The sequence below is a fragment of the Pseudonocardia sp. NPDC049635 genome, assembly GCF_040659795.1.
Taxonomy (GTDB): domain Bacteria; phylum Actinomycetota; class Actinomycetes; order Mycobacteriales; family Pseudonocardiaceae; genus Pseudonocardia.
Genome location: NZ_JBFAON010000024.1, coordinates 1 through 25,006, shown reverse-complemented (window position 1 = coordinate 25,006; position 25,006 = coordinate 1). Strand labels below are relative to the sequence as shown.

At 73.8% G+C, this 25,006-nt stretch carries 19 protein-coding genes and 1 pseudogene; 6 read left to right on the top strand and 14 right to left on the bottom strand.

The genetic code is table 11. The annotated features are described in order from the left end of the window. The first annotated feature begins 184 nt into the window (after nt 1–184). Nucleotides 185–1,963, top strand: a complete 1,779-nt coding sequence (locus tag AB0J24_RS23125; protein WP_358684662.1) for a protein kinase — start codon at nt 185–187, stop codon at nt 1,961–1,963. A gap of 6 nt (nt 1,964–1,969) precedes the next feature. Here the strand turns inward: AB0J24_RS23125 and AB0J24_RS23120 are convergent, their stop codons facing one another. The 3 genes from AB0J24_RS23120 to ilvD form a co-directional block, all read right to left on the bottom strand. Further along, a complete protein-coding gene (locus tag AB0J24_RS23120; protein WP_358684660.1) occupies nt 1,970–2,551 on the bottom strand; it encodes a class I SAM-dependent methyltransferase in 582 nt (193 codons plus the stop codon). Nucleotides 2,552–2,566: 15 nt separating this feature from the next. Next, the gene (locus AB0J24_RS23115; RefSeq protein WP_358684658.1) at nt 2,567–4,330 is read right to left on the bottom strand and encodes a hypothetical protein; all 1,764 of its coding nucleotides are present in this window, start codon (nt 4,328–4,330) and stop codon (nt 2,567–2,569) included. A gap of 336 nt (nt 4,331–4,666) precedes the next feature. Next, on the bottom strand, nt 4,667–6,343 hold the full coding sequence (gene ilvD, locus AB0J24_RS23110) for a dihydroxy-acid dehydratase (protein WP_358684656.1): 1,677 nt from the start codon (nt 6,341–6,343) through the stop codon (nt 4,667–4,669). A 179-nt stretch (nt 6,344–6,522) separates the two neighbouring features. Here ilvD and AB0J24_RS23105 point away from each other — a divergent pair, with 179 nt between their 5' ends. Continuing rightward, nucleotides 6,523–6,984, top strand: a complete 462-nt coding sequence (locus tag AB0J24_RS23105) for a L,D-transpeptidase (protein ID WP_358684654.1) — start codon at nt 6,523–6,525, stop codon at nt 6,982–6,984. Nucleotides 6,985–7,037: 53 nt separating this feature from the next. Here AB0J24_RS23105 and AB0J24_RS23100 read toward each other — a convergent pair whose 3' ends face one another. From AB0J24_RS23100 to AB0J24_RS23060, 9 genes are all read right to left on the bottom strand, one after another. Next, nucleotides 7,038–7,982, bottom strand: a complete 945-nt coding sequence (locus AB0J24_RS23100; RefSeq protein ID WP_358684651.1) for a manganese catalase family protein — start codon at nt 7,980–7,982, stop codon at nt 7,038–7,040. A 190-nt stretch (nt 7,983–8,172) separates the two neighbouring features. Continuing rightward, entirely contained in the window at nt 8,173–10,056 is a 1,884-nt protein-coding gene (locus AB0J24_RS23095) for a DEAD/DEAH box helicase (RefSeq protein WP_358684649.1), read from the bottom strand. Nucleotides 10,057–10,404: 348 nt separating this feature from the next. Next, a complete protein-coding gene (locus AB0J24_RS23090; protein ID WP_358684647.1) occupies nt 10,405–12,882 on the bottom strand; it encodes a Tex family protein in 2,478 nt (825 codons plus the stop codon). A gap of 55 nt (nt 12,883–12,937) precedes the next feature. After that, entirely contained in the window at nt 12,938–13,570 is a 633-nt protein-coding gene (locus AB0J24_RS23085) for a TetR/AcrR family transcriptional regulator (protein ID WP_358684645.1), read from the bottom strand. 104 nt (nt 13,571–13,674) lie between these two features. Beyond that, entirely contained in the window at nt 13,675–14,874 is a 1,200-nt protein-coding gene (locus tag AB0J24_RS23080; RefSeq protein ID WP_358684642.1) for a cytochrome P450, read from the bottom strand. Nucleotides 14,875–14,899: 25 nt separating this feature from the next. After that, complete coding sequence (locus AB0J24_RS23075) at nt 14,900–15,490, bottom strand: TetR/AcrR family transcriptional regulator (protein WP_358684639.1); 591 nt, start codon at nt 15,488–15,490, stop codon at nt 14,900–14,902. Beyond that, nucleotides 15,487–16,044, bottom strand: a complete 558-nt coding sequence (locus AB0J24_RS23070) for a DUF4334 domain-containing protein (RefSeq protein WP_358684637.1) — start codon at nt 16,042–16,044, stop codon at nt 15,487–15,489. Before AB0J24_RS23070 ends, AB0J24_RS23075 begins: the two co-directional genes overlap by 4 nt. 37 nt (nt 16,045–16,081) lie before the next feature. Continuing rightward, nucleotides 16,082–18,589: an FAD-dependent oxidoreductase gene (locus AB0J24_RS23065; RefSeq protein WP_358684634.1), complete on the bottom strand. Its 2,508-nt coding sequence runs from the start codon at nt 18,587–18,589 to the stop codon at nt 16,082–16,084. Between the two features lie 424 nt (nt 18,590–19,013). Next, nucleotides 19,014–20,306 carry an MFS transporter gene (locus AB0J24_RS23060; RefSeq protein ID WP_358684632.1) on the bottom strand — a complete coding sequence of 431 codons (1,293 nt, stop codon included), beginning with the start codon at nt 20,304–20,306 and terminating at the stop codon, nt 19,014–19,016. Between the two features lie 149 nt (nt 20,307–20,455). On the opposite strand from AB0J24_RS23060, the gene AB0J24_RS23055 reads away from it, so the two are divergent. Together AB0J24_RS23055 and AB0J24_RS23050 are read left to right on the top strand one after the other, a co-directional pair. Beyond that, the gene (locus AB0J24_RS23055) at nt 20,456–21,322 is read left to right on the top strand and encodes an alpha/beta hydrolase (RefSeq protein WP_358684629.1); all 867 of its coding nucleotides are present in this window, start codon (nt 20,456–20,458) and stop codon (nt 21,320–21,322) included. Then, nucleotides 21,322–22,062 carry an enoyl-CoA hydratase-related protein gene (locus AB0J24_RS23050; RefSeq protein WP_358684627.1) on the top strand — a complete coding sequence of 247 codons (741 nt, stop codon included), beginning with the start codon at nt 21,322–21,324 and terminating at the stop codon, nt 22,060–22,062. Before AB0J24_RS23055 ends, AB0J24_RS23050 begins: the two co-directional genes overlap by 1 nt. Before the next feature lie 34 nt (nt 22,063–22,096). Here AB0J24_RS23050 and AB0J24_RS23045 read toward each other — a convergent pair whose 3' ends face one another. Next, on the bottom strand, nt 22,097–23,059 hold the full coding sequence (locus AB0J24_RS23045; RefSeq protein ID WP_358684624.1) for a WYL domain-containing protein: 963 nt from the start codon (nt 23,057–23,059) through the stop codon (nt 22,097–22,099). 130 nt (nt 23,060–23,189) lie between these two features. Here AB0J24_RS23045 and AB0J24_RS23040 point away from each other — a divergent pair, with 130 nt between their 5' ends. Together AB0J24_RS23040 and AB0J24_RS23035 are read left to right on the top strand one after the other, a co-directional pair. Next, nucleotides 23,190–23,591 (top strand): RidA family protein, encoded by a 402-nt coding sequence (locus AB0J24_RS23040; protein WP_358684622.1) that lies wholly within the window; start codon nt 23,190–23,192, stop codon nt 23,589–23,591. A gap of 32 nt (nt 23,592–23,623) precedes the next feature. Next, complete coding sequence (locus AB0J24_RS23035; protein WP_358684620.1) at nt 23,624–24,643, top strand: DUF4185 domain-containing protein; 1,020 nt, start codon at nt 23,624–23,626, stop codon at nt 24,641–24,643. A 55-nt stretch (nt 24,644–24,698) separates the two neighbouring features. Here the strand turns inward: AB0J24_RS23035 and AB0J24_RS23030 are convergent. After that, nucleotides 24,699–25,006: pseudogene (locus AB0J24_RS23030) on the bottom strand (MFS transporter); the annotation flags it as partial.

Sequence of the window (25,006 nt, the reverse complement as noted above, 5' to 3'; positions counted from 1 at the left end):
GACGATGTTCTCCCCGACATCCTCAGTGGCACTCTCAGTGCCACTCTCAGTGCCACTCTCAGTGCCACTCTCAGTGGCACTCTCAGTGGCACTCTCAGTGGCACTCTCAATGACGTTGCGGAACCGGCCCGACCACCCGGCCCGCCTGGTATGAACGCTTCGTCGGACTGCAGCTGGGGGGCTCATGGATGTCGGCGATCTGCCGATCGGTGCGGAGTTCGGCGACTTCGAGATCCGGGGCAGGCTCGGAGCGGGCGGGATGGGTGTCGTCTTCCGTGCCTACGACCGGCGGCACGGCGGCGAGGTCGCGCTCAAGGTGCTGCCCGCGGCCCTGGCCGCCGACCGCGTCACCGTCGAGCGGTTCCGTCGCGAGGCCCGGGCCGCGTTCGAGCTGCGCGACCCGCACGTGGTCCCGGTGCACGGCTACGGCGAGGTCGACGGCAGGCTCTACCTGTCGATGCGCCTGATCGACGGCGAGGATCTCGCCCGGCTGCTGTCCCGCAGGGCCCCGCTGCCCCCGGTGCGGGCGGCCGGGATCGTCCGGCAGGCCGCGCACGCGCTGGACGCGGCACACGCCGCCGGGATGGTGCACCGCGACGTCAAACCGGCGAACCTGCTGGTCGTGGAGGCTCGCGACGACTTCACCTCGCTCGTCGACTTCGGCATCGCCCGCGCCGTCGGACCCGATCCGGACACCGCGCTCACCGCGACCGGTGCCACCGTCGGGACGCTCGGCTATCTCGCCCCGGAGCGCCTGTCCGACTCCCTCGGCCCGGTGGACGGGCGCGCCGACGTCTACTCGCTGGCCTGCGTGCTCGTCGAGATGCTGACCGGGCGGCCACCGTTCCCCGGTGCGGAGCCCGCGACCGTGCTCTCCGCGCACCTGATGGCGCCACCGCCGCGGGTCACCGCGCTGCGGCCCGAGCTCGATCCCGGGTGGGACGACATCGTCGCCCGCGGGATGGCCAAGCGACCGGACGAGCGCTACCCCACCGCCGGGGCGCTCGCCGCCGCGGTGACCCGGCTGGCCGGGGGCGCCCCGCAGGCACCCGTGGCACGGACCGAGGTGCCCGCGCCGGCCCGAGCCGGCGCGGTTCCGCCGGCGGCCCCGAGCGGCGCAGGTGCACCGGCCGAGGCGCAGGACCGGGCCGGCGCCCCGGGGCACCACGCTCCCCCGGGACCGCCGCCGTACGGCACGCCCCCGGCTCCGCCGCCGAACGGCACGCACCGGGACGCGGCACCGCCGGGCGGAACCCGTCCCGGCGCGGGCGACGCGTCCCCGGCCGCGGCGCCGGCCGCCACTGCACCGGCGGACCCCGGGCCCGGGCCGACCTGGATCCTGCCCGACCACGACGGCGCCGCTGCCCCACCACCACACCGGGGCCGCGGGCTCGTCCTCGCGATCGGGGCCGCCCTGGTCGCGACGGCCGTCCTGGTCGGCGTGGTGTGGGCGATCCTGCCCGACCGGGGTGACGGCGACGGCGACACCGCGATCGCCGTGCCCACCCTGAGCTCGCCACCGGCCCCGGACCCGCGGCCGACGGCGCCCGGTTCACCCGGGCCGTTGCAGCCGGCCGGCTCGGCGACCACCGGCGCGCCACCGACCGCCACGTCCGACCCGGCCGCCGGTGACGGCGACCTGGGGCTGGCCCGGCCGGTCACCCGGCTCGGCTGCACGGGGGCCGATGTGGTCATCGTCGGCGCCGGGATCGATCCGGCGCGCTACCCGCAGGACGTCCAGGAGCACCTCGACCGCCATCCCGGCTCGAACTACCTGCGGGCACTCGGCAGCTGCACTTCGTTCCGGCCGCGAACCCCGACCGGCGAGCTGATCTACGTCGTCTATCTCGGACCGTTCAGCGACCGCGGACGGGCGTGCGAGGCACTGGCCCGGGCCGGAGGGGACTCCTACATCCAGCCGCTCGGTGTCGCACCCCTGCAGCCGGGCGGCCCCGGCTGCTGACCCGCCTCAGCGCAGCCGGTGCGCGGAGACGGCGTAGTCACCGCCCCGGTAGGGCTCCCGGTCCCAGGTGGCCCACCGCTGCTCGGGCACGAGACCCGCGGCGGCGCACCAGGCGTCGTACTCGTCGAGGGTGGGCCAGCCGGGCCGCAACGTGAAACCGGCGAGCAGCAGCCCGCCGCGGCGCAGGTGGCGAGCGCACCCGCCGACGACCCCCGCGCGGTCATCGGCGTAGGGGATCACGTTGCCCGCCAGCACCACCAGCCCGAACCGCTCGGGCAGGTCGAGATCCTCCAGACCGACCGCCGCCCAGCGCAGCCCCGGCGCCTTCGCCCGGGCGGCGGCGATCATGTCGGGATCGGGATCGACACCGACCACATCGATCCCGCGACGGTCCAGCTCGATCGCGACCCGACCGGTCCCGCAGCCACCGTCGAGCACCGCGCCGCCCTCCAGCAGCGCCTGCACGAGGCCGGCCTCGCCGTGCGGGTCGTGGCCGGCCTCGGCCATCGCCGCCCACCGGGCGTCGTAGGTGTCCAGGTCGACCCGGTCCTTCCAGGACGACCAGTCGTCGGGCAGGTCGTTCGGCACCTGCCGAGGGTAGCCCTACGCCGCGACGGTCGTACCGAGCCTGCGGCGCAGCCAGGCTGCCAGCCCGCGGCCCCGGTACAGCGGATGCACCAGGACCACCGGTTCCGGACCGCCGCCGTCGGCGGCCAGCAGCGAGCCGGCCGCGACCAGCGTGCCGCCCGTGGTGCGCACCAGCAGGCAGACCCCGCCCGGGGGGTCGAGCACCGACCGCAGCTCGTCGACCGTCCAGTCCGCGACGGCGGTCCCGTCGCCGGACGCCCCGGCCAGGCAGGTGCGCAGCAGTGTGTCCAGCTCGGTCGTCTCCGCACCCGCCGCGGGCAGCACCGTCAGCTCCTCGCCACCGGGGAGCAGCAGTTCGTGACCGTCGCGGGCGGGCTGCGTGGACGCGGCCCGGAGGAACGCCTCGGCCCGCGCCCGCTCGGTCACGGTGAACGGCGCCCACGCGCGGCGGGCGATCAGCCCGGCACCGTCCGGGCAGGGCAGCACGAGGGCGTGCCCGTCCCCGGTTTCCGGTCCGGTCCCGTCCGGCGTCGTCTCGACGGCGTCGGCGTGCAGCAGCTCCGCCAGCCCGCGCGCCACGTCACCGGCGGTGCGGGTCCGGGTGAGCAGGTCCAGCGCCCGGGTCGGCGGGTCGACCAGCTCGTGCGGATCGGCGACGACGACCTGCACCGCGTCCAATCCGGCCGAGCGCAGCCTGCGCCGGATCACCCGGGACAACCGCGCCGCGCTCACCCGCCCGCCGACCAGCATCTCGTCGACGACCGAACGTGAGTCGTTGCCGTGCACCGACAACGCCAGGATGTTGCCGTCCACCTCGGCGACAGCCGCGGTCAGCCGGGCCAGCGCCCCCGACTCGTCGGGCAGCCGGACCCGGACCTTGTACAGCGCAGGCAGGCCGTCGGCCACCTCGTCCTCGGTGGCGTGACCGGAGCCCGGATCGGTCCCGGGCCCGCCGTCCGGGCCGCCGGTGCCGTCGTCGGTGCCGAATCCGGACGGCACCACGGTCAGGTCGGCGGTGCTGTCGTGCACCACCCGCAGGACCGCGCGGTCCCCCGGCGCCCGGCACTCGACGAGCGACTGGCCGGGACCGACGGCGCAGCGCCCAACCGCGCCCAGCGCCGCCCACATGGTGACCTGGTTCGCGGTGAGCACCGGCTTGCCGAGCTCGGCCTCCAGACCGGCGATCACGTCGTAGGTGGGCAGGTTCGTGCAGGACACGAAGACCGCCTCGGCGTCCGGGTGGTCGGCGGCGCGCACCGCGCGCACCACCTCCTCCGCCCGCACGTCCCAGATGCGGCCGAGCAGGCCCAGGCCGTACCGGGCCACCGTGCCGATCCCGTGCGCCGCGAGGAACGCCTCGAGCTTCGCGGTGAGGTCGTCGACGTAGGGGGTCGCCAGCGCGAGCCGGTCGACGCCGAGCGCGGCGCACGCGGCGACCAGGGCACCGGCGGTGGTGACGGCCTGTGGGGCCCCCGCGTCCCGGATGACCTCGCGCAGCGCCCGCTCCCCGTCGGCGCCTGCGACGAAGCTGCCGGAGGTGCAGGAGTAGGCGACGACACCCGGCTCGGGAAGCAGCACGTCCCGCACCGCCTGCCGGACGGTCTCCGGGGCCGAGATCAACAGGGCCTGGCCCGCGTCGGCCGGGGTCGCGACGTAGGGGGTGCGGGTGACGTGCAGCGACGTCGGTGCCGGGACCCACCGCCACATCTCGCGGTCCTGGGCGAAGTCGTAGGGAACGACGACGCCGATGCCCGCCTCCGGCAACTCACGATCACCCATCACGGCCTCCACACGCACACGATCGACGGCCGCCGTTTCCACGGGGGGTCGCGGCGGTTACACGGGGGTCAGGACGCCCGCCGGAGGCCGTGGGTTCCGTCTCCCCGCCGGTGACTGTGTGCGCAGGAGAGGTGTGCTGCCCGTTCTCGATCGTCCCGCCGCCGAGTGTGCCATCCCCACCCGTCCGTGGAGAAACCTCCCGCGGTGTCACGTTCGGCACGGGTCGACCGCGACTCACGGGACCCGATCTCGTTGCGACGGCGGCGAACCCGTGCGGGCGGCGGTGGGTACCGGACGCGGGGGTGCCGGACGCTGCGGGGTGGGAGCCGTCGGGGCTCAGCCGCAGACCGCGCCGTCGGCCGCCGACGAGACCAGCTTCGCGTATTTCCCCAGGACACCGCGCCGGTTGGTGGGCTCCGGGGCCACCCACCCGGCGCGGCGACGGTCCAGCTCTGCGGCGTCGACATCGACGTCGAGGGTGCGGGCACCCATGTCCAGGGTGAGCCGGTCGCCGTCGCGGACCAACGCGATCGGCCCGCCGTCCGCCGCCTCCGGCGCCACGTGCCCGACGCACAGCCCGGTGGTGGCACCGGAGAACCGGCCGTCGGTCACCAGCAGGACGTCCTTGCCCAGGCCGGCACCCTTGATCCGGCCGGTGACGGCGAGCATCTCCCGCATCCCCGGCCCGCCCCGCGGGCCCTCGTAGCGGATGAGCACGATCGTCCCGGGTCCGATCTCGCCGGCGTCGACGGCGTCGAGGGCGCCCTGCTCGCCGTCGAACACCCGGACGGTGCCGGTGAAGGTGGTGGCGTCGAACCCGGCGGACTTGACGACGGCACCGCCGGGGGCGAGCGACCCGCGCAGCACGGTGATCCCGCCGGTCGGGTGGATCGGGTCGGCGAGGTCGTGGATCACCGAGCCGTCCAGGCCGGGCGGGTCGAGATCGGCGAGGTTCTCCGCGACGGTCCGGCCGGTCACGGTGAGCGCGTCACCGTGGATCAGACCCGCGTCGAGCAGCGCCTTCATCACGACCGGGATTCCGCCGACCCGGTCGACCGCGTACATCAGGTGCTGCCCGAAGGGCTTGACGTCGGCCAGGTGCGGCACCCGGTCCCCGACCGTGTTGAAGTCGTCGAGATCGAGATCCACCTCGGCCTCGCGGGCGATCGCCAGCAGGTGCAGCACCGCGTTCGTCGAGCCACCGAAGGCCATGACGACGGCGATCGCGTTCTCGAACGCCTCCCGGGTCAGCACGTCGCGCGCGGTGATCCCCTTCTCGATCATCCCCACGGCCGCCTCACCGGAGGCCCTGGCGACGCCGTCGCGACGCCGGTCGACGGCCGGTGGGCTGGCCGATCCGGGCAGCGCCATGCCGAGAGCCTCGGCCGCGGCGGCCATCGTGTTGGCGGTGTAGAAGCCGCCGCAGGCGCCCTCACCGGGACACATCGCGCGTTCCAGTGTCTCGACCTCCTCGGCCGTGACGAGACCGCGCGAGCAGGCACCGATCGCCTCGAACGCGTCGCCGATGTTGACCTCGCGGTCACCGACCCGGCCGGGCATGATCGATCCCGCGTAGACGAACACGCCGGCCAGGTCCAGCCGGGCGGCGGCCATCAGCATCCCGGGCAGCGACTTGTCGCAGCCGGCCAGCAGGACCGTGCCGTCGAGCCGCTCGGCCTGCACGACCGTCTCCACCGAGTCGGCGATGATCTCCCGGCTGACCAGCGAGTAGTGCATGCCGACGTGCCCCATGGAGATGGCGTCGGAGACCGAGATGGTCCCGAACTCCATGGGGTAGCCGCCGCCGGCGTGCACGCCCTCCTTCGCCGCGGTGGCGAGCCGCTGCAGGGACAGGTTGCACGGGGTGATCTCGTTCCAGGACGACGCGATGCCGATCTGCGGTTTCGCGAAGTCGTCGTCGCGCATACCGACGGCGCGCAGCATGCTCCGCGCGGCGGTGGCACCGATGCCGTCGGTGACCTGATGGCTGCGCGGCTTGCGGGTGGTGGTCATGCGCGTTGCCTCCTGTGCTGGCCGGCGTACGGGACCGCCCGATCCTCCCGCAGATCACCGCGGCGGGCCGCCCACGCGCCGCCTGCAGTGGTCCGATCGGACGTAACCGTTGCTCCGAGTGATCGTTGATCACCGCAGCAGCCCTGCAGTTCCCCCGAGAGAGGATCCACGCGACCGCCATGAAGCACTCTTCCCGCCGCCGCGCACTCACCGTGTCCGCCGTCGCGCTCGTCGTCGGCCTCGGCGCGGCGGGCACCGCGGTCGCGCTACCGGGCACCGACCTGGTGGAGGGCACGCCGTGCTCGGTCACCGCCCGGGCCTGCGTCGACCTGGCGAGCGACCGCGCCTGGCTGATCGACGGCGGCGAGATCTCCTACGGCCCGGTGCCCATCAGTCACGGCGGCGCGGGGATGGAGACCCCGACCGGGGACTTCGGTGTGCAGCGCAAGGCGCGCGACCACCGCTCGGTCGAGTTCGACGGCGCGAAGATGCCGTGGTCGGTGTTCTTCGCCCCCGGCGGCATCGCTTTCCACGAGGGTGAGCAGGACACGACCTCGGCCGGGTGCGTGCGGCTCGAACGCGCCGCCGCGGTCATCTTCTTCCACGAACTCGACGTCTACGACCGGGTCGAGGTGCGATAGCCCGCGCCCGGGAGGCGGTGGGAGCGGCACTCGCCGCCGCTCCCACCCGCGGATCAGCCGCTGCGGCCCCACTGGCCGGCGGGCTCGTCACCCTCCATCTCGGCGACGGCCTGGACCATGGCGAGCAGTTCCGGATCGAGTCCCGGACCGAACTCCTCGGGGCGCTCGGTGGCGATCTCCATAGGCACGCCCTCGGGTGCCTGCTCCGTGGTGAGCTCGGTGCCGTCGTTCGAGGGCGACGGGCCCCGGAAGAGCTTCCCCGCCTCGGAGAGCTGGTCGAGGCTGAAGGTGTACTGCTTGCTCTGCAACCCCTGGTCGAGGAGGGTCTTCACCTCCGGGAACCGCTCCGCGTTCGTCTTCGGGATCGGCAGGAGCCGGTTCCAGTGGACGCCGAGCGCCTCCAGGGCCTTGGCGTAGGCGTTCTCGTGCGCCTGGTCCCGCACGATCAGGTAGGCGATGGTGGAGCGGGCGGTCTTGTTGGCCGTCATCTCGTAGAGCCGGCACTTCTGCAGCCGGCCCGTCGACTCCAGCATCAGGTTGTAGAGCAGGTTCAACGGCAGGTTGCCGCTGTCGTAGACGTACTTCCCGGTCCAGGGATCCCCCTGGGCGTCGACCGGCAGCGCCCCCTGGGCCCCCACCAGGTAGTGGTGGATGTTGCCCTCGGTCAGCGCGAGGTTCAGCGGCGTCGCGCCGTCGGCGCCCGGGGCGTCGAGATTCGTGGGGTCGCCCTGGTAGCCGGGCGCACCGTCGGTCAACCGCGCGATCGTGGTGGCGATGAGCTCGACGTGGCCGATCTCCTCGGTACCGATCCCGTAGAGCAGGTCACGGAACGGCTTGCCGTCGGGGCCGCGGAAATTGAAGCTCTGGAACAGGTACTGCATCATCGTGCGCATCTCACCGAACTGACCGCCCAGCCCCTCCTGGAGCGCGTTGGCGGCGGCGGGATCCGGCTCGTCCGGGGCGATCTCGTTCAGCAGACGTTGAACGTGCAGGAACATGGGTGACTCCTCGTGCACGACCGGCCGTGCCCGCACACCCGTCTCCGGGTACGGGGCGGGACCGGCGTGCACATCGTCGGCACGACCCGTTCCGGGCCGTCGACGAGCCGCCTACCCGGGGTGGAGCCACCCACACCCCCGGACCGCCGACCCCGTCGCAGAACCCGGGGCCAGCGGTGTGCGCCGGGCGTCAGGCGCCGGCGCCGTCCCGGTCCCGCCGGACGTTCGCCTTGCGGCCCTTCAGGGTGGTCGCACCCCGCAGCGACCGCAGCACGTCGTCGGCGGCGTGCTCGGGGACCTCGACCAGCGCGTGCCGCTCGTGGATCTGGATCGCGCCGATGTCGCGGCCGGAGAGCCGCGACTCGTTCGCGAGCGCACCCACGATGTCCTGCGGGCGGACACCGGAGGAACGGCCGGCCGACACGAACAGCCGGGTGGTGCCCGCCTTCGGCGGGCGGGCGCCCTGACCGCGGGCACCGCCGGGACGACCGTCGCGGTCGCGGCGCGGGCCGCGCGAGTCGGGCCCGCGGTCGCGTCCGCCGCGGGAGCGGACCTCGGGAATCTCGATCTCGTCGTCCGGCACCGAGGTGTCCGCCCTCGCCAGCCGGATCGCCGCGGCGGCGATGGAGGCCAGGTCGTGGTCCCGGGCCAGTTCGAGCACCAGCTCGTCGACCCCGTCCGACGCGGAGTCGGCGGCGGACTCGTCGGCGCCGACCTGGTCACGCAGCGCGAGCGCGGTGCGGGCGAGCCGCACGGTGCGCAGGTCGTGCGGGGTCGGCACCGGCGCGGACGGGACCGGGGCCCCGATCAGGCGCTCGATGTTGCGCAGGTGCCGGATCGAACCCGGGGTGACCAGCGTGATCGCGACACCCTCGCGCCCGGCCCGGCCGACCCGGCCGATGCGGTGCACGTAGGACTCCGGCGAGGACGGCACGTCGTGGTTGACGACGTGGGTCAGCGAGTCGATGTCCAGGCCACGGGCCGCGACGTCGGTCGCCACCAGCAGCTCGGTGCGGCCGGCACGCAGCCGCTCGACGACCCGGGTGCGGTGCTCCTGGTCCATGCCACCGTGCAGCGCCTCGGCGCGCAGGCCACGGGAGGTCAGCGTCTCGGTGACGGCGTCGACGTCGGCGCGGGTGCGGCAGAACACGATCGCCGCGGTCGGCTGCTCCATCTCCAGCACCCGGCCCAGCGCGACGGTGACGTGGCTGCGCGGCACGTGGTAGGCGGTCTGCCGGACCTTCGGCGCCTCCCCCTCCGGGGTGGCCTCCTTCTTGATCCGGATGTCGACCGGGTCGCTCAGGTGGGTCCGCGCCAGGCTCTGGATCCGGCCGGGCATGGTCGCCGAGAACAGCACCGTCTGCCGGCCGCGCGGGGTCGCACCGAGGATGGTCTCGATGTCCTCGACGAAGCCCATGTCGAGCATCTCGTCGGCCTCGTCGAGCACGGCGACCTCGATCGCGTCCAGCGCCAGCGCACCGCGGTTGATCAGGTCGATCGCCCGGCCCGGGGTGGCGACGACGACGTCGACGCCGCGCCGCAGCATGCCCAGCTGCGGGCCGATCGGGGCGCCGCCGTACACCGTGGCGACGGTCGCGCCGAGCCCGGCGCCGTACTTCGTGATCGCCTCGCCGACCTGCATCGCGAGCTCGCGGGTCGGGGCCAGCACCAGACCGAACGGCTTGGTGCCCCGGGCGCGGGAGCCACCGTCGTGCGAGGCCCGGCCGTCGGCGAGGCGCTGCAGCATCGGCAGCGCGAACGCCGCGGTCTTGCCGGTTCCGGTGGCGGCCTGCCCGAGCAGGTCGCGGCCGGCGATCAGCGGGCCGATGGCGGCGGCCTGGATGGGACTGGGGGTCTCGTATCCCAGCCCGTCCAACGCGGACACCAGCTGCGACGCCAGGCCGAGCTCGGCGAAGCCCGGCGTGGTCTCGATCTCGGGGGCGTTCACGGGGGCGCTGTCGACCGTGTTCACGGTGGCGTCGTTCGCGGTGTTCTCGTTCTCGGTGATCTCGTTCTCGGGGGTGTCGATGTCGGTGACGTCGACGGAGGGGTGCTGTTCCAGCAGGGTGTTCACTCGGTCCTCAAGGCTCGCGCAGGGGGATGCGCACGTGTCGTCGGGCGGATCTCGCCCGCTCCCAGCCCGCCAGGCCCGCGCGCGACACTCTGTGTGCCGGTGAACCCAGACCTCCGGGGCTCGCGGCCACCGTCGTTCCCGGCGGCCGTCAGGTGTCCATTGTTCCACGTCCGGTCGCTTGCCGTGCGGCGGGTCCGACGTGACCGGCACCACCGACGCCCCAGGTCACGTAGCCGTGGGGTTGCGACCGGTGATCGACACCCGGACCGGGGCGCCGCGCCGGTGGAGATCGCCGTGGTGGTGCGCGGGACCGCGGTCCGCGCGGCCGTACGCACCACCACGGCGATCTCAGCCCGTGCCGAAGCCTGCCCGGCGCAGGGCCTCGGCCATCGCGTCGTTCGACGGCGCGGACTGCCTGCGGTCGTCCCGCCGGTTGCCGCCGCCCTGCTTGCCGCCGCGCTGGTTGCCGGCGTTCTGCCGCCCGGCGCCGGGCTTCCCGCCGCCCTGGGCGCCGCCGCCCTGCCTTCCTCCCGGCCGGCCGCCGCGGCCGCCGGACGCGGAACCGCCACGGTTGTCCTGCGGGCGCCCACCGCCACGCGATGCGGAACCCGGTTCGTCGTCCAGGCGCAGCGTGAGCGAGATGCGCTTGCGGGCCTCGTCGACGTCGAGGACCTTCACCTTCACGACGTCACCGGACTTCACGACCTCCCGGGGGTCGGACACGAACTCCTTGCTCATCGCCGAGACGTGCACCAGGCCGTCCTGGTGCACCCCGACGTCGACGAACGCGCCGAACGCCGCGACGTTCGTGACCACGCCCTCGAGCAGCATCCCCGGCCGCAGGTCGGAGATCTTGTGCACGCCGTCGGCGAAGGTGGCGGTGCGGAACGCCGGGCGCGGGTCGCGGCCCGGCTTCTCCAGCTCGGCGAGGATGTCGGTGACCGTCGGGAGCCCGACGGTGCCGTCGACGTAGTCCTTCGGCTTGATCTGGTGCAGCCGCGCGGCGTTGCCCATCAGCGCGGACACGTCCAGCTTGGTCCGCTCCACCATCCGCCGGACGACCGGGTAGGACTCCGGGTGCACACCGGTGACGTCCAGCGGCTCGTCGCCGTCGCGGATCCGCAGGAATCCCGCGGCCTGCTCGAAGGCCTTCGGACCGAGCCGCGGCACATCGGTGAGCGCGGCCCGCGAACGGAACGGGCCGTTGGCGTCGCGGTGCGCCACGATCGCCCCCGCGAGGGACTCCGATATCCCCGAGACCCGGCGCAGCAGCGGCACCGAGGCGGAGTTCAGGTCGACGCCGACCGCGTTCACACAGTCCTCGACCACCGAGTCCAGCGACCGGGACAGCGACGACTCCGGCAGGTCGTGCTGGTACTGCCCCACGCCGATCGACTTGGGGTCGATCTTGACGAGCTCGGCCAGCGGGTCCTGCAGGCGGCGGGCGATCGACACCGCGCCGCGGAGCGAGACGTCCATGTCCGGCAGCTCGGCGGACGCGTACGCCGACGCGGAGTACACCGACGCGCCGGCTTCCGAGACCATGACCTTGGTCAGCTTCAGGCCCGGGTTGGCCTTGATCAGCTCACCGGCGAGCGCGTCGGTCTCCCGCGACGCGGTGCCGTTGCCGATCGCGATCAGCTCGACGGAGTGCTTGGCGCACAGCGCCGTGAGCGTCTTGAGCGCGCCGGCGCGGTCGTTGCGCGGCTCGTGCGGGTAGATCACCGCCGTGTCCAGGACCTTGCCCGTCGGGTCCACCACCGCGACCTTCACCCCGGTGCGCAGGCCCGGGTCGAGACCGATCGTGGCCCGGGTGCCGGCCGGCGCGGCGAGCAGCAGGTCGCGCAGGTTCGCCGCGAAGACGCCGATCGCGCCCTCCTCGGCGGCGGTGCGCAACCGGACCCGGATGTCGATGCCCAGTGCGGTCTGCAGCCGGGTCCGCCAGGCCCACCGCACGACGCCGAGCAGCCACGCGTCGGCGGGCCTGCCCTGATCGGCGATGCCGTACTCGGCGGCGATCATCCGCTCGTAGGAGGTCGGCTCGTCGTCGTCACCGGCGTCGAGCGTGACGTCGAGGGCCTCCTCGGTCTCCCCCCGGAACACCGCGAGGATCCGGTGCGAGGGCAGCGTCGTGAACTTCTCGGAGAACTCGAAGTAGTCCGAGAACTTGGCGGCGGCCTGGTCGTTCTCCTTGCCGTCGCGGACCGTGGTGACCAGCCGGCCGCGCGACCACATGCGCTCGCGCAGGCCACCGACCAGGTCGGCGTTCTCCCCGATCCGCTCGACCAGGATCGCCCGGGCGCCCTCCAGGGCGGCGCCGGCATCGGCGACCCCGCCCTCCTCACCGGTGACGTACCCGGCGGCAGTCGTGTGCGGGTCCAGCGACGGGTCACCGAGCAGCGCGTCGGCCAGCGGTTCGAGACCCTGCTCGCGGGCGATCATCGCCTTGGTCCGCCGCTTGGGCTTGTACGGCAGGTAGATGTCCTCGAGCCGGGCCTTCGACTCGGCGGCCTCGATCCGCTCCTGCAGTGCCTCGTCGAGCTTGCCCTGGGACCGGATCGACTCCAGGATCACCGCGCGCCGCTCCTCGAGCTCGCGCAGGTACCGCAGGCGCTCCTCGAGGGTGCGCAGCTGCGCGTCGTCCAGCCCGCCGGTGGCCTCCTTCCGGTACCGGGCGACGAAGGGGACCGTCGCCCCCTCGTCGAGCAGGGCCACCGCGGACCCCACCTGGTCCGGCCGGGCGCCGAGCTCGTCGGCGATCCGCTGGTTGATCGAACGGTGCTGCTGGACGTCCGCGCGGGTGTCCGGGGGTGCCGTGCCTGTCACGGGTCCATCGTCGCGAACGGTGCCCGGGCCGCCACCGCCGGGTGGGTGGTCCGGGTCAGTGCCCGGGTCGATCGGCCCCGGGGGGTTGCTCGGCGAGACCACGGGCCAGCGCGAGCACCGTGCGGGCGTAGAGCCCGCGCGGCACCGAGCCGGGGGCCAGGCGGTGCTGCCGGCACAACCCGTGGAACAGCGCGGTGAGCACGACGGCGAACTCGTCGTCGGGCATCCCGAGCTCGTGCCCGGTCGCCACCCGCTCCTGCTGCACCAGCTCGGCGGCGGCGGATCGCACGCCGTTCTCGTGCTCGGCCAGCATCGAACGCAACCGCGGGCTGCGCATGGCCGAGGCCCAGGTCTCGGCGTCGAGCAGGGTCTGGCGCCGCGACGCCGCGGTCTCCTGCAGCAGATCGTCCAGCACGCGCAGACCACCTTCGGGTCCGGCGGCGAAGCCGTCGCGCACCCGGGCCAGGTCACGCTCCATGTACTCGCTCATCAGTTCCCGGAACAGGTCGCGTTTGCTCCCGAACCGGCTGTAGATCGACCCGACGGACACCCCGGCGGTACCGGCGATCTCGTCGACCGAGGCACCGTCGTACCCGCGCTCGGCGAAGATCTCGGCGGCCGCCTGCAGCAGCGCCTCCCGGGTCCGCGCCACCCCACCGCGCGCCCGCCGGCGCCGTACCTCCGCCACGTCTCCCCCTCACCCGCCCGGATCGGCCTCCGGCGGGTGTAACCGAGGGTAAGCGGGATCGGCGGGTGCCGTCGACGCGATCCCGGCCACCCCGGTGACCCGGCTCACCAGGTGACGGGCAGCGCCCGCACACCCCCGGTGAGCTGGTCGGACCGGACGTCGAGCTGATCCGGCGAGATCGCGAGGCGCAGGCCGGGCAACCGGGTGAACAGCCGGGCGAACACCGTCGACAGCTCGGTGCGGGCCAGGCTCGCGCCGATGCAGAAGTGCCCGCCGTAGCCGAACGAGAGGTGCGGGTTGGGCCGGCGTGCCGGATCGAACGTCTCGGGTTCGTCGAACACGCCGGTGTCCCGGTTCGCGGAGTCGGTGGAGATCAGCACGGCCTCACCGCGCCGGATCCGCACGCCGCCGACGTCGATGTCGTCGTGGGCGTAACGCAGCAGGCCGAGCCCGCCGGGTGCGGCGAGCCGCAGCACCTCCTCCACGGTGCCGTGCAGCCTGCCGTCGACGTCGGCGACGAAGGCGTCCCGGCGCGCCGGGTCGGTCAGCAGCAGGAGCACACCGAGGTCGATCCGGCCGACCGTGGTCTCGTGCCCGGCGAAGAGCAGGCCGGCGGTGATCCGGGTCAGCTCCGCCTCGCCGAACGACGGATCGGCCTCCTGTGCCCGGACCAGGTCGGTGATCACGTCCTCGCCGGGACGAGCCCGTTTGGCGGCGGCGAGCCGGCCGGTGTAGGCGTGGAACTCGGCCATCGCGGCCGCGGCGTCCCCGCCGGACCGGATCGCGGCGACCCGCTCCGACAGGCCGCTGAAGTACTCGCGGTCGGCGAACGGCACCCCCAGCAGCTCGCAGATCACCAGCACCGGCAGCGGGAACGACAGGTGCGCGTGCAGGTCGGCGACGCCGTCGGCGTCACGGGCGGCGACCAGGTCGTCCAGGCAGCGGTCGACCAGCTCGGCGACGTGGTCACCGAGCAGCCGCATCCGCTTCGCGGAGAACGCCGGGACCAGCAGCGTGCGCAGCCGGTCGTGCTCCTCCTGCTCGGTCTCGTGGTCACCGCTCGGCCCGTTCATCACGGCGGCCTCGGTGACCATGGCCGCCCGCTCCGGCTCGGGATGCGAGCGGCCGAGCCGCGGATCGGCGAACACCTCGCGGGCCTCCGCGTGCCGGGTCACCAGCCAGGCGGGGTCACCGACCGGGGTCCGGACCGGCACCACCGGTGCCTGCCTGCGGAGCACCGCGTAGAGCGGGGCGACGTCGAGGACGTTCGGACGGTCGAAGGGCAGCCGGGGAGTGGCGATCATCGATTTAACGATAGGGAGCTATCAATTAGTCGGCAACCGGGGACCGTCCGGCTCCCAGTGCCGGGAGGACGACGGCCGCGAGATAGTCGTGCAGATGGCGCTGGTCCACGGTCGCGGCGGGCCCCTCCAGCAGCGATGGTGCGAGCACCGCGCCGGTGAGCATGTGCTGGAGGTAGCGGGCGGCCGGCGGCTCGACCGGTAGCTCCCCCCTGGCGACCGCCCGGCCGACGATCGCGCGCAGCGCCTCGACCTCGGGCAGCAACCGGGCCGACAGCGCGGCCAGCAGCGCCGGATCGCGCTGACCGGCCCGGGCGATGCCGAGCACGATCGGCACGTTCACCGCCGCCCGCTCGGCCAGCATGTCCGCGACCGCGGCGAGGTCCCCGGCCAGCGAGCCGGTGTCGATCCGGCCGATCGCGATCCCGCTGCCGGCCGACACCGCCTCCACCACCAGGGACGCCTTGTCCCCCCACTGCCGGTACAGCGTCGCCTTGCTGGTGCGGGTCGCGGCGGCGACCGCCTCGACGGTCGTCTGCTCGAAGCCGCGCTCGGCGACCAGGCGACGGGTCGCGTCGAGCACCTCACGGCGGCGCCGGACGGGGAACCGGCTGCTCACTCGCGGCGCAGGAAGAAGATGAACGGTGAGGTCAGCCCCCGCAGGTCCATCGCGCCGAGCACGGTGTCGGCGTCGACCCGGCGGAACACGTCGTGGATCGGCAGCTCGTCGTAGCACATGGTGGCGCTGACGACGCCGCGGTACTCGGTGCGCCGCAACCGCGCCCTGGGCGCCCGGGTGCCGAGGGCCGGGGCGAGGGTGCGGGCGACCCGGGCCAGGGCGGGATGCCGGACCAGGCCGGGACGGCGCCGCAGCACCGGCAGCAGCGCGGGCAGCGGCACCAGCCCGGGACGCAGGCTGAACCGCCCGCCGCCGGGTCGGTCCATGACCAGGGGATGGACGTCCTCGGCGGAGTCGAAGCGCTTACCGTGCCAGCCGAAGCGCTCCAGCAGGCCGTCCATCGGGTTGCCGGTGGGGATCTCCCCGCCGCGCCAGCTGCCGAACAGCTCGGGCACCTCGACCGCGGGCAGCCCGTCGAAGAACGCCAGCGCCTCGCCGATCGTGGCCCCGTGTTCGAGGTGACGGAGGGTCTCGGTCGGCTCGACCGTCGTCATACTGGCTCCTGTCGAAACGGCATCGTTTCGATCGAGGCTACCGGAACCGCTCCGTCACCTCCGCGGTGAGCCTGCGACCGAACAGCTCCACCGAGACCCGGGTCCCCGGATCGGCCCGCTCGGCGGGCAGCCACGCTCGGGCGAGCGAGGTACCCGTGGTGTAACCGGTCGCGGCGGTGGTGATCCGCCCGATCACCGGCCCCCTGGCCAGGTCCGGCGCCCCGTCGAGGAGGACCGGGTCGCGCGAGTACCGCCGGGGCGCCGGCAGGTCGTGGACCGGCTCGCCGCCGTGCAGCACGGCACCGGCGTCGTCCAGGACCAGCCGGGCGAGTCGGCGCGCCGGCCCGCCGGACTCCCGGGACGCCTGGACCGCGGCCCGCCCGACGAACGGGCCCTTGCCCATCGCGACCGCGCCGCCGAGGCCGGAGGCATCCGGACCGTGCTCCGGGGTCAGGTCCACCCCGGTGACCGGACGGCCGGCCTCGAACCGCAGCGCGTCGAGGGCGTGCCCGCCTGCCGCGATGAGTCCCAGCGGTGCTCCTGCGGCGTGCAGGCGGTCCCAGAGCCGCTCGGCGTCGGCGGCGGCGCACAGCAGCTCCCAGCCGTACTCCCCGATCCCGCTGATCCGCAGCCCGGTCACGCCGACGCCGGCGAGAACGAACCCGGTGGCCCGCAGCGGGCCCAGCCCGGCCACGTCCGCGGGGACCAGGCCGTCCAGGACGTCACCTGCCAGGGGGCCCCAGAGCCCGATCGCAGCCGTCACCTCGGTGATGTCGGTGACCGCGGCGCCGGGGCGCGCACACCGGTGCAGCACGGCGACCCCGCGCCGGTCCGGCACGACCACCAGGAACCGCTGTTCCGCGAGCCGGGTGACAGTCAGATCGGTGACGACGCCCCCCGCGTCGTCCAGCGCCACGGTCGGCACGACCTGCCCGACCGGACCGTCGACGTCACCGGTGACGGCGTGCTGCAGCAGTTCCACCGCTGCCGGGCCGGTGACCTCGATCCGGCGCAGCGGCGACAGGTCGAACATCCCCGCGGCCCGACGGGTGACCAGCGCCTCGGCCGCGGCGATCGGTGACCAGTGGCGCGCGGCCCAACCGCGGCGCGGGAAGGACTCGTAGACCTCGGGCAACCAGGCGTTCGCGCCGAACCACATCGGACGCTCCACCGATCCGGCCTCGGTGAACACCGCCCGCAGCTCGACCTGCCGGGAGTGCAGCGGCGTGGTGCGCACCGGGCGGGCCGCCGAGGGCGGATCGAGCGGATGCCGGACCTCGTCGGCCTGCTCGAACACCCGGACCGCGCGGGCCAGCACGACCGGCGGCGCGAGCTGGGCCGCATCGAACCGGTCCAGGTGCAGGTGCGACAGGTCGATCGGCTCACCGCCGAGCATCGGGCGACCGGTCGTCAGCCACTCCGCGACGGCCTCGGCCACCCCGGCCGACTGTGCGAGCCGGACCGCCTCGACCGTCCAGAATCCGGCGAGGCCGGGGTGCTCGCCGAGCAGCGGCAGGCCGTCCGGGGTGACCGGCACGACGCCGCCGGTCCCGTCCTCGATCTTGGCGTCGCCGAGCACCGGCAGCAGCGCGGCGGCCGCCGCCCAGGTCTGCTCGAACTCCTCGGGGGCGAAGCGGCGCCGGGCGGGTGCCGCAGCACCGGGGCCGGGGACGTCCAGCTCGTGCAGCGGGACCGGACCGGGACGCCGGTCGCGCGCCCCGATCCCGAGCCGATGGCCGTGCGGGCGGACGCGCAGCGCCGCGTCCGGGTGCCACAACACCGGCAGCACCGGATCGACCCGACCGGCCGCCGACTCCAGTGCATGGATCGTCTCCAGCGCGCGCAGCGGATTCGTCCGCGCGTACTGGTGCACCATCGGGACCAGCGGGATCGTCACCCCGGCCAGTTCACCGACCAGCGGGCCCCACGTCCCGGCGCAGCAGAGCACCACGTCGGCGCCGAACAGCTCGTCCCCGCACCGGACACCGGTGACCCGATCGCCGCGCTGCTCGACGGCCGTCACCGTGCGGCCCTGCAGGAACACCGCGCCGCGGTGGATCGCCGCGCGGGCCTGCTCCCGGGCCGCGTCGACCGGACCGGCGACGCCGTCGCCGCGGACGTGCAGCCCGCCGAGGACCCGCTCCTTGTCCAGCAGCGGATACAGCGTGGCGCACTCCCCCGGCTCCAGCAACCGGGACTCGACACCGGCCGCTGCCGCCCAGCCGTGCCTGCGGTGCAGGTCGGCGAGGCGCTCCGGTGTCGTCGCCACCTCGAGGCCGCCCGTACTGCGCAGGCACGGCGTTCCCTGCGCGCGCAGCGCGGAGTACTTGGCGACCGTCGCCGCCGCCAACCGGGTGGAGGCACGGTCCGGCGCGATCTGGTGCACCAGGCCGGGATCCTGCGACGTCGCACCACCGGTGCGGAACAGCGCGCCCTTGTCGAGAACCGTGACGTGCCGGTGGCCGCGGGCGGTCAGCTCGTCGGAGAGCGCGCAGCCGACGACACCGGCTCCGATGATCACGATGCGGGGGGTGGTGGTCGCCATGGCGCTCTCCTGCGTGCGAATCCGTGTGCCCTCTCGGGCAGCTCGCGAATTCGTCGCTGCGCAGCGTCGCACGCCCCACCGGGGCGGGGTGTCCACACACGAGTTTGAGCCGGCGGCCACCAGACGATCCGACAGCGTGTGTTGCCTGATACGCAACGTCGAGGTACTGACCGCAACACGGTGCAACGCAGCGGATCCCCGTGTCAAGAGGGCCGTCGACCAGCGGATTCCCGGTACCCGGCGGTGACCCGCCCGGCGCACGTCCGCAACATGGCGCACCGCGGACGAACCGGCAGGTCACACCCCACCGAGGTGCCGGCCACGGTCCGGACACGCACCGCACGGGCGTCCGACACGCCGTCGGCGCGACACGAGAACGCAACGCGCGCGATCCGGCGCCGCGGCGCGGTCCTCAGCGCCGTACTCAGCGCAGCACCGACCCCCGGGTCTCGGGCAGCGTCAGGATCGCGCCGAAGGCGATCGCCGCCCCGACGGCGACGTAGGCGAAAAACAGGGTGGCCAGCCCGGCCTGCTGCAACGACTGCACGACCAGCGGGGCGGTGCCGCCGAACACCGCGACGGTGAGGTTGTACCAGGCCCCGATGCCCAGCGCCCGGACCGACGTCGGGAAAAGTTCGCTCATCACCGCCGGGGCGATCGAGGTCATCATCGTGTAGAGCCCGAGCCCGACCGTGAAGACGACGAGCATGTTCCAGAAACCCGGTCCGATGAGGAAGGACAGCGGCACGATCAGCACCGCGGTCGCGGCCGACCAGACGAGCAGCTGCGGTCGGCGGCCGTACCGGTCGGACAGTGCCCCCATCGGGTACTGGAGCAGCACGAAGATCGTCGTCGCGATGGACAGCGCCAGGAACACCTCCGTCGGGTCCGCCCCGCGCGACGTCGTCGCGAACGGGGTGAGGGCGGAGAAGAAGGTGTAGTAGCACAGCGTCGAGAGCAGGGTGAACCCGACGAGCTGCGCCACCGCCCTCGGGTGTTCGCGCAACGTCAGCAGCAGCGGGTTCCGGATCTTCGCCGCCGCCTCCTTGTTGTCCTCGAACTGCTCGGTCTCCGCCATCTGCCTGCGCATCCACATGCCGATCAACCCGAGCAGCCCGCCGATCAGGAACGGGATCCGCCAGCCCCACGTCGAGAGCTGGTCCTCGGTCAGGGTCGCCGCGAGCACGAACCCCATCAGCGACGCGATGAGCACCGCCGTGCCGGTCGAGATGTAGAAGAACGACGAGTAGCGGCCGCGGCGCCCGGCCGGGGCGATCTCGGCCAGGTACGCCGACGCGTTCGACACCTCACCGCCCAGCGACATCCCCTGCGCGATCCGCGCCAGCAGCAACAGCACCGGCGCGAGCCAGCCCACCATGGCGAAGGTCGGCAGCAGGCCGATCACGACCGAGCCGCCCGCCATCATCAGGATCGTCACCAGCATGGCGGTCCGCCGGCCGTGCAGGTCCGCGAACCGGCCGAGCAGCAGACCGCCGAGCGGGCGGAAGAAGAACGCCAGCGCGTACGTCGCGAGCGTCGATATCAGCGCGAGCGCCGCGTTCTCCGGCGGGAAGATCTGGGTCGCGAAGTAGATCGAGAACGTCGCGTAGATCGTCCAGTCGTACCACTCGACGGCGTTGCCGATGGAGGCGGCGACCAGCGTCCGTACCGGCAGTCGGTGACGCTCCGTGGCAGCAGTGGCCGGAGTCTGGGACACGCTTCCCCCTGGCGGATCGCCCGAACGGTCGGCGGATCGTAACCGCCTTGATTCCGTTGCGGAAGGCAGCGTTGCACGGACGACCGGTCGCCGTCGGCGGCCGCCACTGGTAGATCCGGGGTGGCGTACCGACCGTGAGGAGCCACGCGATGCCGCTGTCCGACGCGATCGACGACTTCCACCTGGCCTACGACCGGCACGGCGAGCCGGGCGCACCGCCCGTCCTGCTGCTGCACGGCTGGCCGGGAGACCGGACCGACATGACCGCGGTCGCCGAGCGGCTCGCCGCCGGCCACGACGTCGTCGTGCCGGACCTGCGCGGCTTCGGCGGGTCCGACAAGCACGACCGCGACCCCGCCGTGCACTACGGCGCGGCCGCGCAGGCCCGCAGCGTCGTCGGGCTGCTGACCGAGCTCGGGCACAGCGGCGTCGTCATCGGCGGGTACGACGTCGGCAGCCGGGTCGCCCAGCAGGTGGCGCGGGATCGGCCGGACCTGTTGCGGGCCCTCGTCGTCACCCCGCCGGCGCCCGGCGTCGGATGGCGGATCCTCGGCGAGGGGCCGATGCGCGAGTTCTGGTACCAGTCCTTCCACCAGCTCGACCTGGCCCGCGAGCTCGTCGACGGCGAGATCGGCGCCACCCGCGCCTACCTGCGCCACTTCTGGTCGCACTGGTCCGGCCCGGGCTTCGCCCCCGACGACGACCGGCTCGACCATCTGACCGCCGCCTACTCGCCGCCCGGGGCCTTCGTCGCCTCGATCGGCTGGTACCGCTCCGGCGGCGGCGTGGTCGCCCGCTCGCTCGCCGAGACCGCCCCGGACCCCGCCGACCGGATCACCGTGCCCACCACCTTCCTGTGGCCCGAGCACGACCCGCTGTTCCCCCGGGAGTGGTCGGACCGGGTGCCGGAGTTCTTCGCCGACGTCCGGGTGAGCGAGGTCGACGGCGCCGGGCACTTCGTGCCGGTCGAGGCTCCGCAGGTGTTCGCCGCCGCCGTCGCCGCGGCCGCCCGCTGATGGGGCTCCCGCTCGTCGCCGACGAGGGCGGCGTCCGGACGATCACGCTGGACCGGCCCGCGCAGGCCAACGCGCTGCACCTCGCCGACATCGACGCGATCGCCGACGCCGTCCGCGACGCCGACGACGGGGCCCGGGTGATCGTGCTGACCGGCACCGGTGATCGTGCCTTCGGCGCCGGGATGCACCTCGACGTCTTCACCGGCGCCGCCCCCGGTGACGGCCGGGAGATCATCACCCGGCTCGCGGACTGCCTGGCGACGGTGCGCCGTTCACCGATCCCGACGATCGCCCGGCTCAACGGTGTCTGCGTCGGCGCGGCGTTCGAGCTGGCGCTGGCCTGTGACCTGCGGGTCGCCCACGAGGGTGTCCGGGTCGGGCTGCCGGAGGTGAAGCTGGGCATCCCGTCGGTGGTGGACGCGGCGTTGCTGCCGCACTACCTGGGCCCGGCCCGCGCACACGAGCTGATCCTGACCGGTGACCTGTATCCGGTGACGGAACTGCCCGGCCTGGTGAACCGGTTGGTTCCGGACCCGGACGCGCTGGGCCCCGCCGTCGCCGACCTCGCGGCGCGGCTCGCCGGACCGACCCGGGAGGTCGTCGCCGCGCAGAAGGCGCTGTTCGAGACCTGGCGCAACCACGGGATCGACGAGTCGGCGCGGGCCAGCATCGACGTGTTCGCCGAGGTGTTCGCGCTGCCCGCGACCCGCGACGCGATCTCGGCCTACCGGCGGCGGTGAGCAGGCGGCGCCAGCCGTTCGCCGCACCGGGCGGTCACCGGTAACGGGACGCGACGAGCTCGGCCCGTTCACGCAGCGCGGTGCGCAGGGTGTCCGGTGCGAGCACGACCGCGTCGGCGCCGAGTTGCCAGACCGCCCAGACGGCGTGCCGGAGGTCCTCGAAGCTCACGTCGAGACGGAGCAGGCCGTCGTCCTCGGTGGTCTCGGAGCGGACGGCGCGTGCGGTGTCGAGCAGCTCCTCGCGCCGGGCCGGGTGCACGAGCACCTGCACCGCGATGTGGTCCCGGGAGAGGAACCGCGCGCAGCGATCCGCCCAGAGACGGTCCAGGTCGACGTCGTCCGGCCGTTCGGACGGTTCGGGGAGTTCTCGCGCGGCGCACATCCGGGAGAGCCGGTAGGTGCGGTCCCGCCCGTCGACCAGGGCGAGCAGGTACGCGCGGGCGCGGACGGTGACCAGACCGACGGGATCGACGGTGCGCCACCGCGGCTGTGCACCCGAGGCGGCGTAGTGGATACGGAGCTTGTGCCCGGCCAGCACCGCGCGGCGCACCTCCGTCACCGTGTTGTCGGCGATCTCTTCCGACACCTGCCGACGCGAGAGCAGATCGGTCTCCGGCTCGATCAGGATCCGCGCCACCGCGTCGCTCGCGACGGAGCGCCGACTCTCCGGGAGCGCGTCGACGACCTTGCGCATCGCGGAGCCGAGCGCCGGACCGAGTCCGAACACCTGCCCCGCCCGCCCCGATCCGGCGGTCGACAGGGCGAGGGCCTCGTCGTGGGTGAGTCCGGCGAGCTCGGTGCGGAAACCGGGCAGGAGTGCGAAGCCGCCGTGCCTGCCGCGCTCGGCGTAGACCGGCACCCCGGCGACGGACAGCGCCTCGACGTCGCGCAGCACGGTGCGGGTCGAGACCTCCAGCTCCGCCGCGATCGCCTCCGCGGTCATCCGACCGCGCCGGCGCAGCAGCAACACCAGGGACACCAGCCGGTCGGCACGCATGTCCGGAGTTCCTACCGGAAACACGACACAAGGTGTCGTCTTTCGCCGGCAGGTTGATCGTGCGCGGTCGGACGCGCCGGCCGCCGGGCCGGCGGGCGGGCGCGACGACGATCGAACGGACGGAGCCGACATGACACTCGAACGGATCGCGGTGAACCCGGTGACCTGGTCCCAGGAACTGGGCTTCAACCAGGGGGAACTCGTCAGCGGGGAGACCCGGACGCTCTACGTCTCGGGGCAGACCGCGATGAGCGGCGACGGCAGGCCGGAACACGAAGGCGACGTCGCCGGGCAGCTGGCGCTGGCCCTCGGCAACCTGGAGGGTGTCCTCGCGGCGGCCGGGATGACGCTGGCGCACCTGGTCCGGCTGAACGTGTACACCACCGACGTCGACGAGCTGGTCGCCCACTACGGCCTGCTGGCGGGCCGCCTCGGCGCCGCCGGGGTGGCGCCGACCACGACGATGCTCGGGGTGGCCCGGCTGGCCGTGCCGGGACAGCTGGTCGAGCTCGACGGTGTCGCCGTGGCGTAGCCCCGCGACACCGAGGTCGTAGGGTCGCGCCCATGGCCGTCACCACCAAGATCGCCGACCTGACCGGGCCCGGCCACACCGACCGTTTCGGGATCGGCGGGACCGATCTCGGGATCCTCACCACCGCGCCGGACGGCCGGCTCGTCGCCGTGTTCGGCGACACCTTCGACCGGGCCGGGGTCGGCGGGCCCGGCTGGCGGTCCCCGGTGGTGCTGTTCGCCGACCCGGACGACTTCCGGTCCGGCCTGCGCTGGACCGGATCCGGTGGGGACAGCGCCGAGTACGCCTGCCGGCTGGTGACCAAGCCGGCGACGAACTGGTTCCGCCTGCACCGGCGGGTCACCACGATCCTGCCCGCCGACGTCATCACCGTGGGTGACACGATGTACCTGCACGTGATGGCGAACAAGGGCCTCGGCAACGTGCTGTACAGCGAGGTGCTCGCCTCCCGGGACAACGGTGTGAGCTGGGAACGCACCGGGTGCGAGTGGCCGGGCGGGCACTGCGACGGACTGTTCCAGCAGCTCACCTGGGAGCACGGTGGCGACGGCTACGTCTACGCGTACACGACCGGCTTCCAGCGCCGCGACGGCCTGCTGCTGCACCGGGTGCCCGCGGACCGGATCACCGACCGCGACGCCTGGGAGCCCTGGGGCTTCGCCGGGGAGCGCTGGGGCTGGGGCAACCCTCCGACCCTGACGATCCCGGGCGCGTTCGGTGAGCTGAACCTGCGCCGGGTGCCCGGCCCGGACGGCCGCGAGCACCTGCTGCTCACCTGGTTCGACGCCGGCAACTACCGGATCGACACGATGCTGCTCGACCGGCCGAACGCCGACCTGCACGCCGCCCCCCGCACCACCCTGCTGCACGGCTGCGGGTGGGATGACGAGGACCACGCCCGCGGCCGGGTCGCGCAGCTCTACGGCGGCTACGTCGTCCCCGGGTCGACCCTCGACGACCTGCACCTGGTGGTGAGCCAGTGGAACACCACGACGAACTGGCCGTACCGGTCGATGCAGTTCCGCACCGACGTCAGCGAACTGCTGAGCTGACCCGCTCGTCCGGAGGCGCCGTGCCGGGCGGGCCCGAGCGCAGCGACGGCCGGGATCAGCGATGGCCCACCTCGTCCGGCCCGGCCGCCGCGGGCGGCGGGGACGGGACGCCGGGCGGTCGGGACCCGGTGCCGCCACCGCGGACGGGGTGGGGAACGGTACCGGCGGCCAGGACCGCGGCGACGGCGGCGATCGCGGCGAGCAGGCCGAACACGGCGGGGTAGCCACCGAGGGCGACGGCGAGCGCAGCACCGGCCCACGGGGCGAATGCGGTGGCGATCATCGCCGGCGCCGACAGCAGCCCGTTGAGCCGTCCGTAGTGGGCCGCGCCCCAGCGGTCGCTGATCGCGGTGGCCTGCAGCA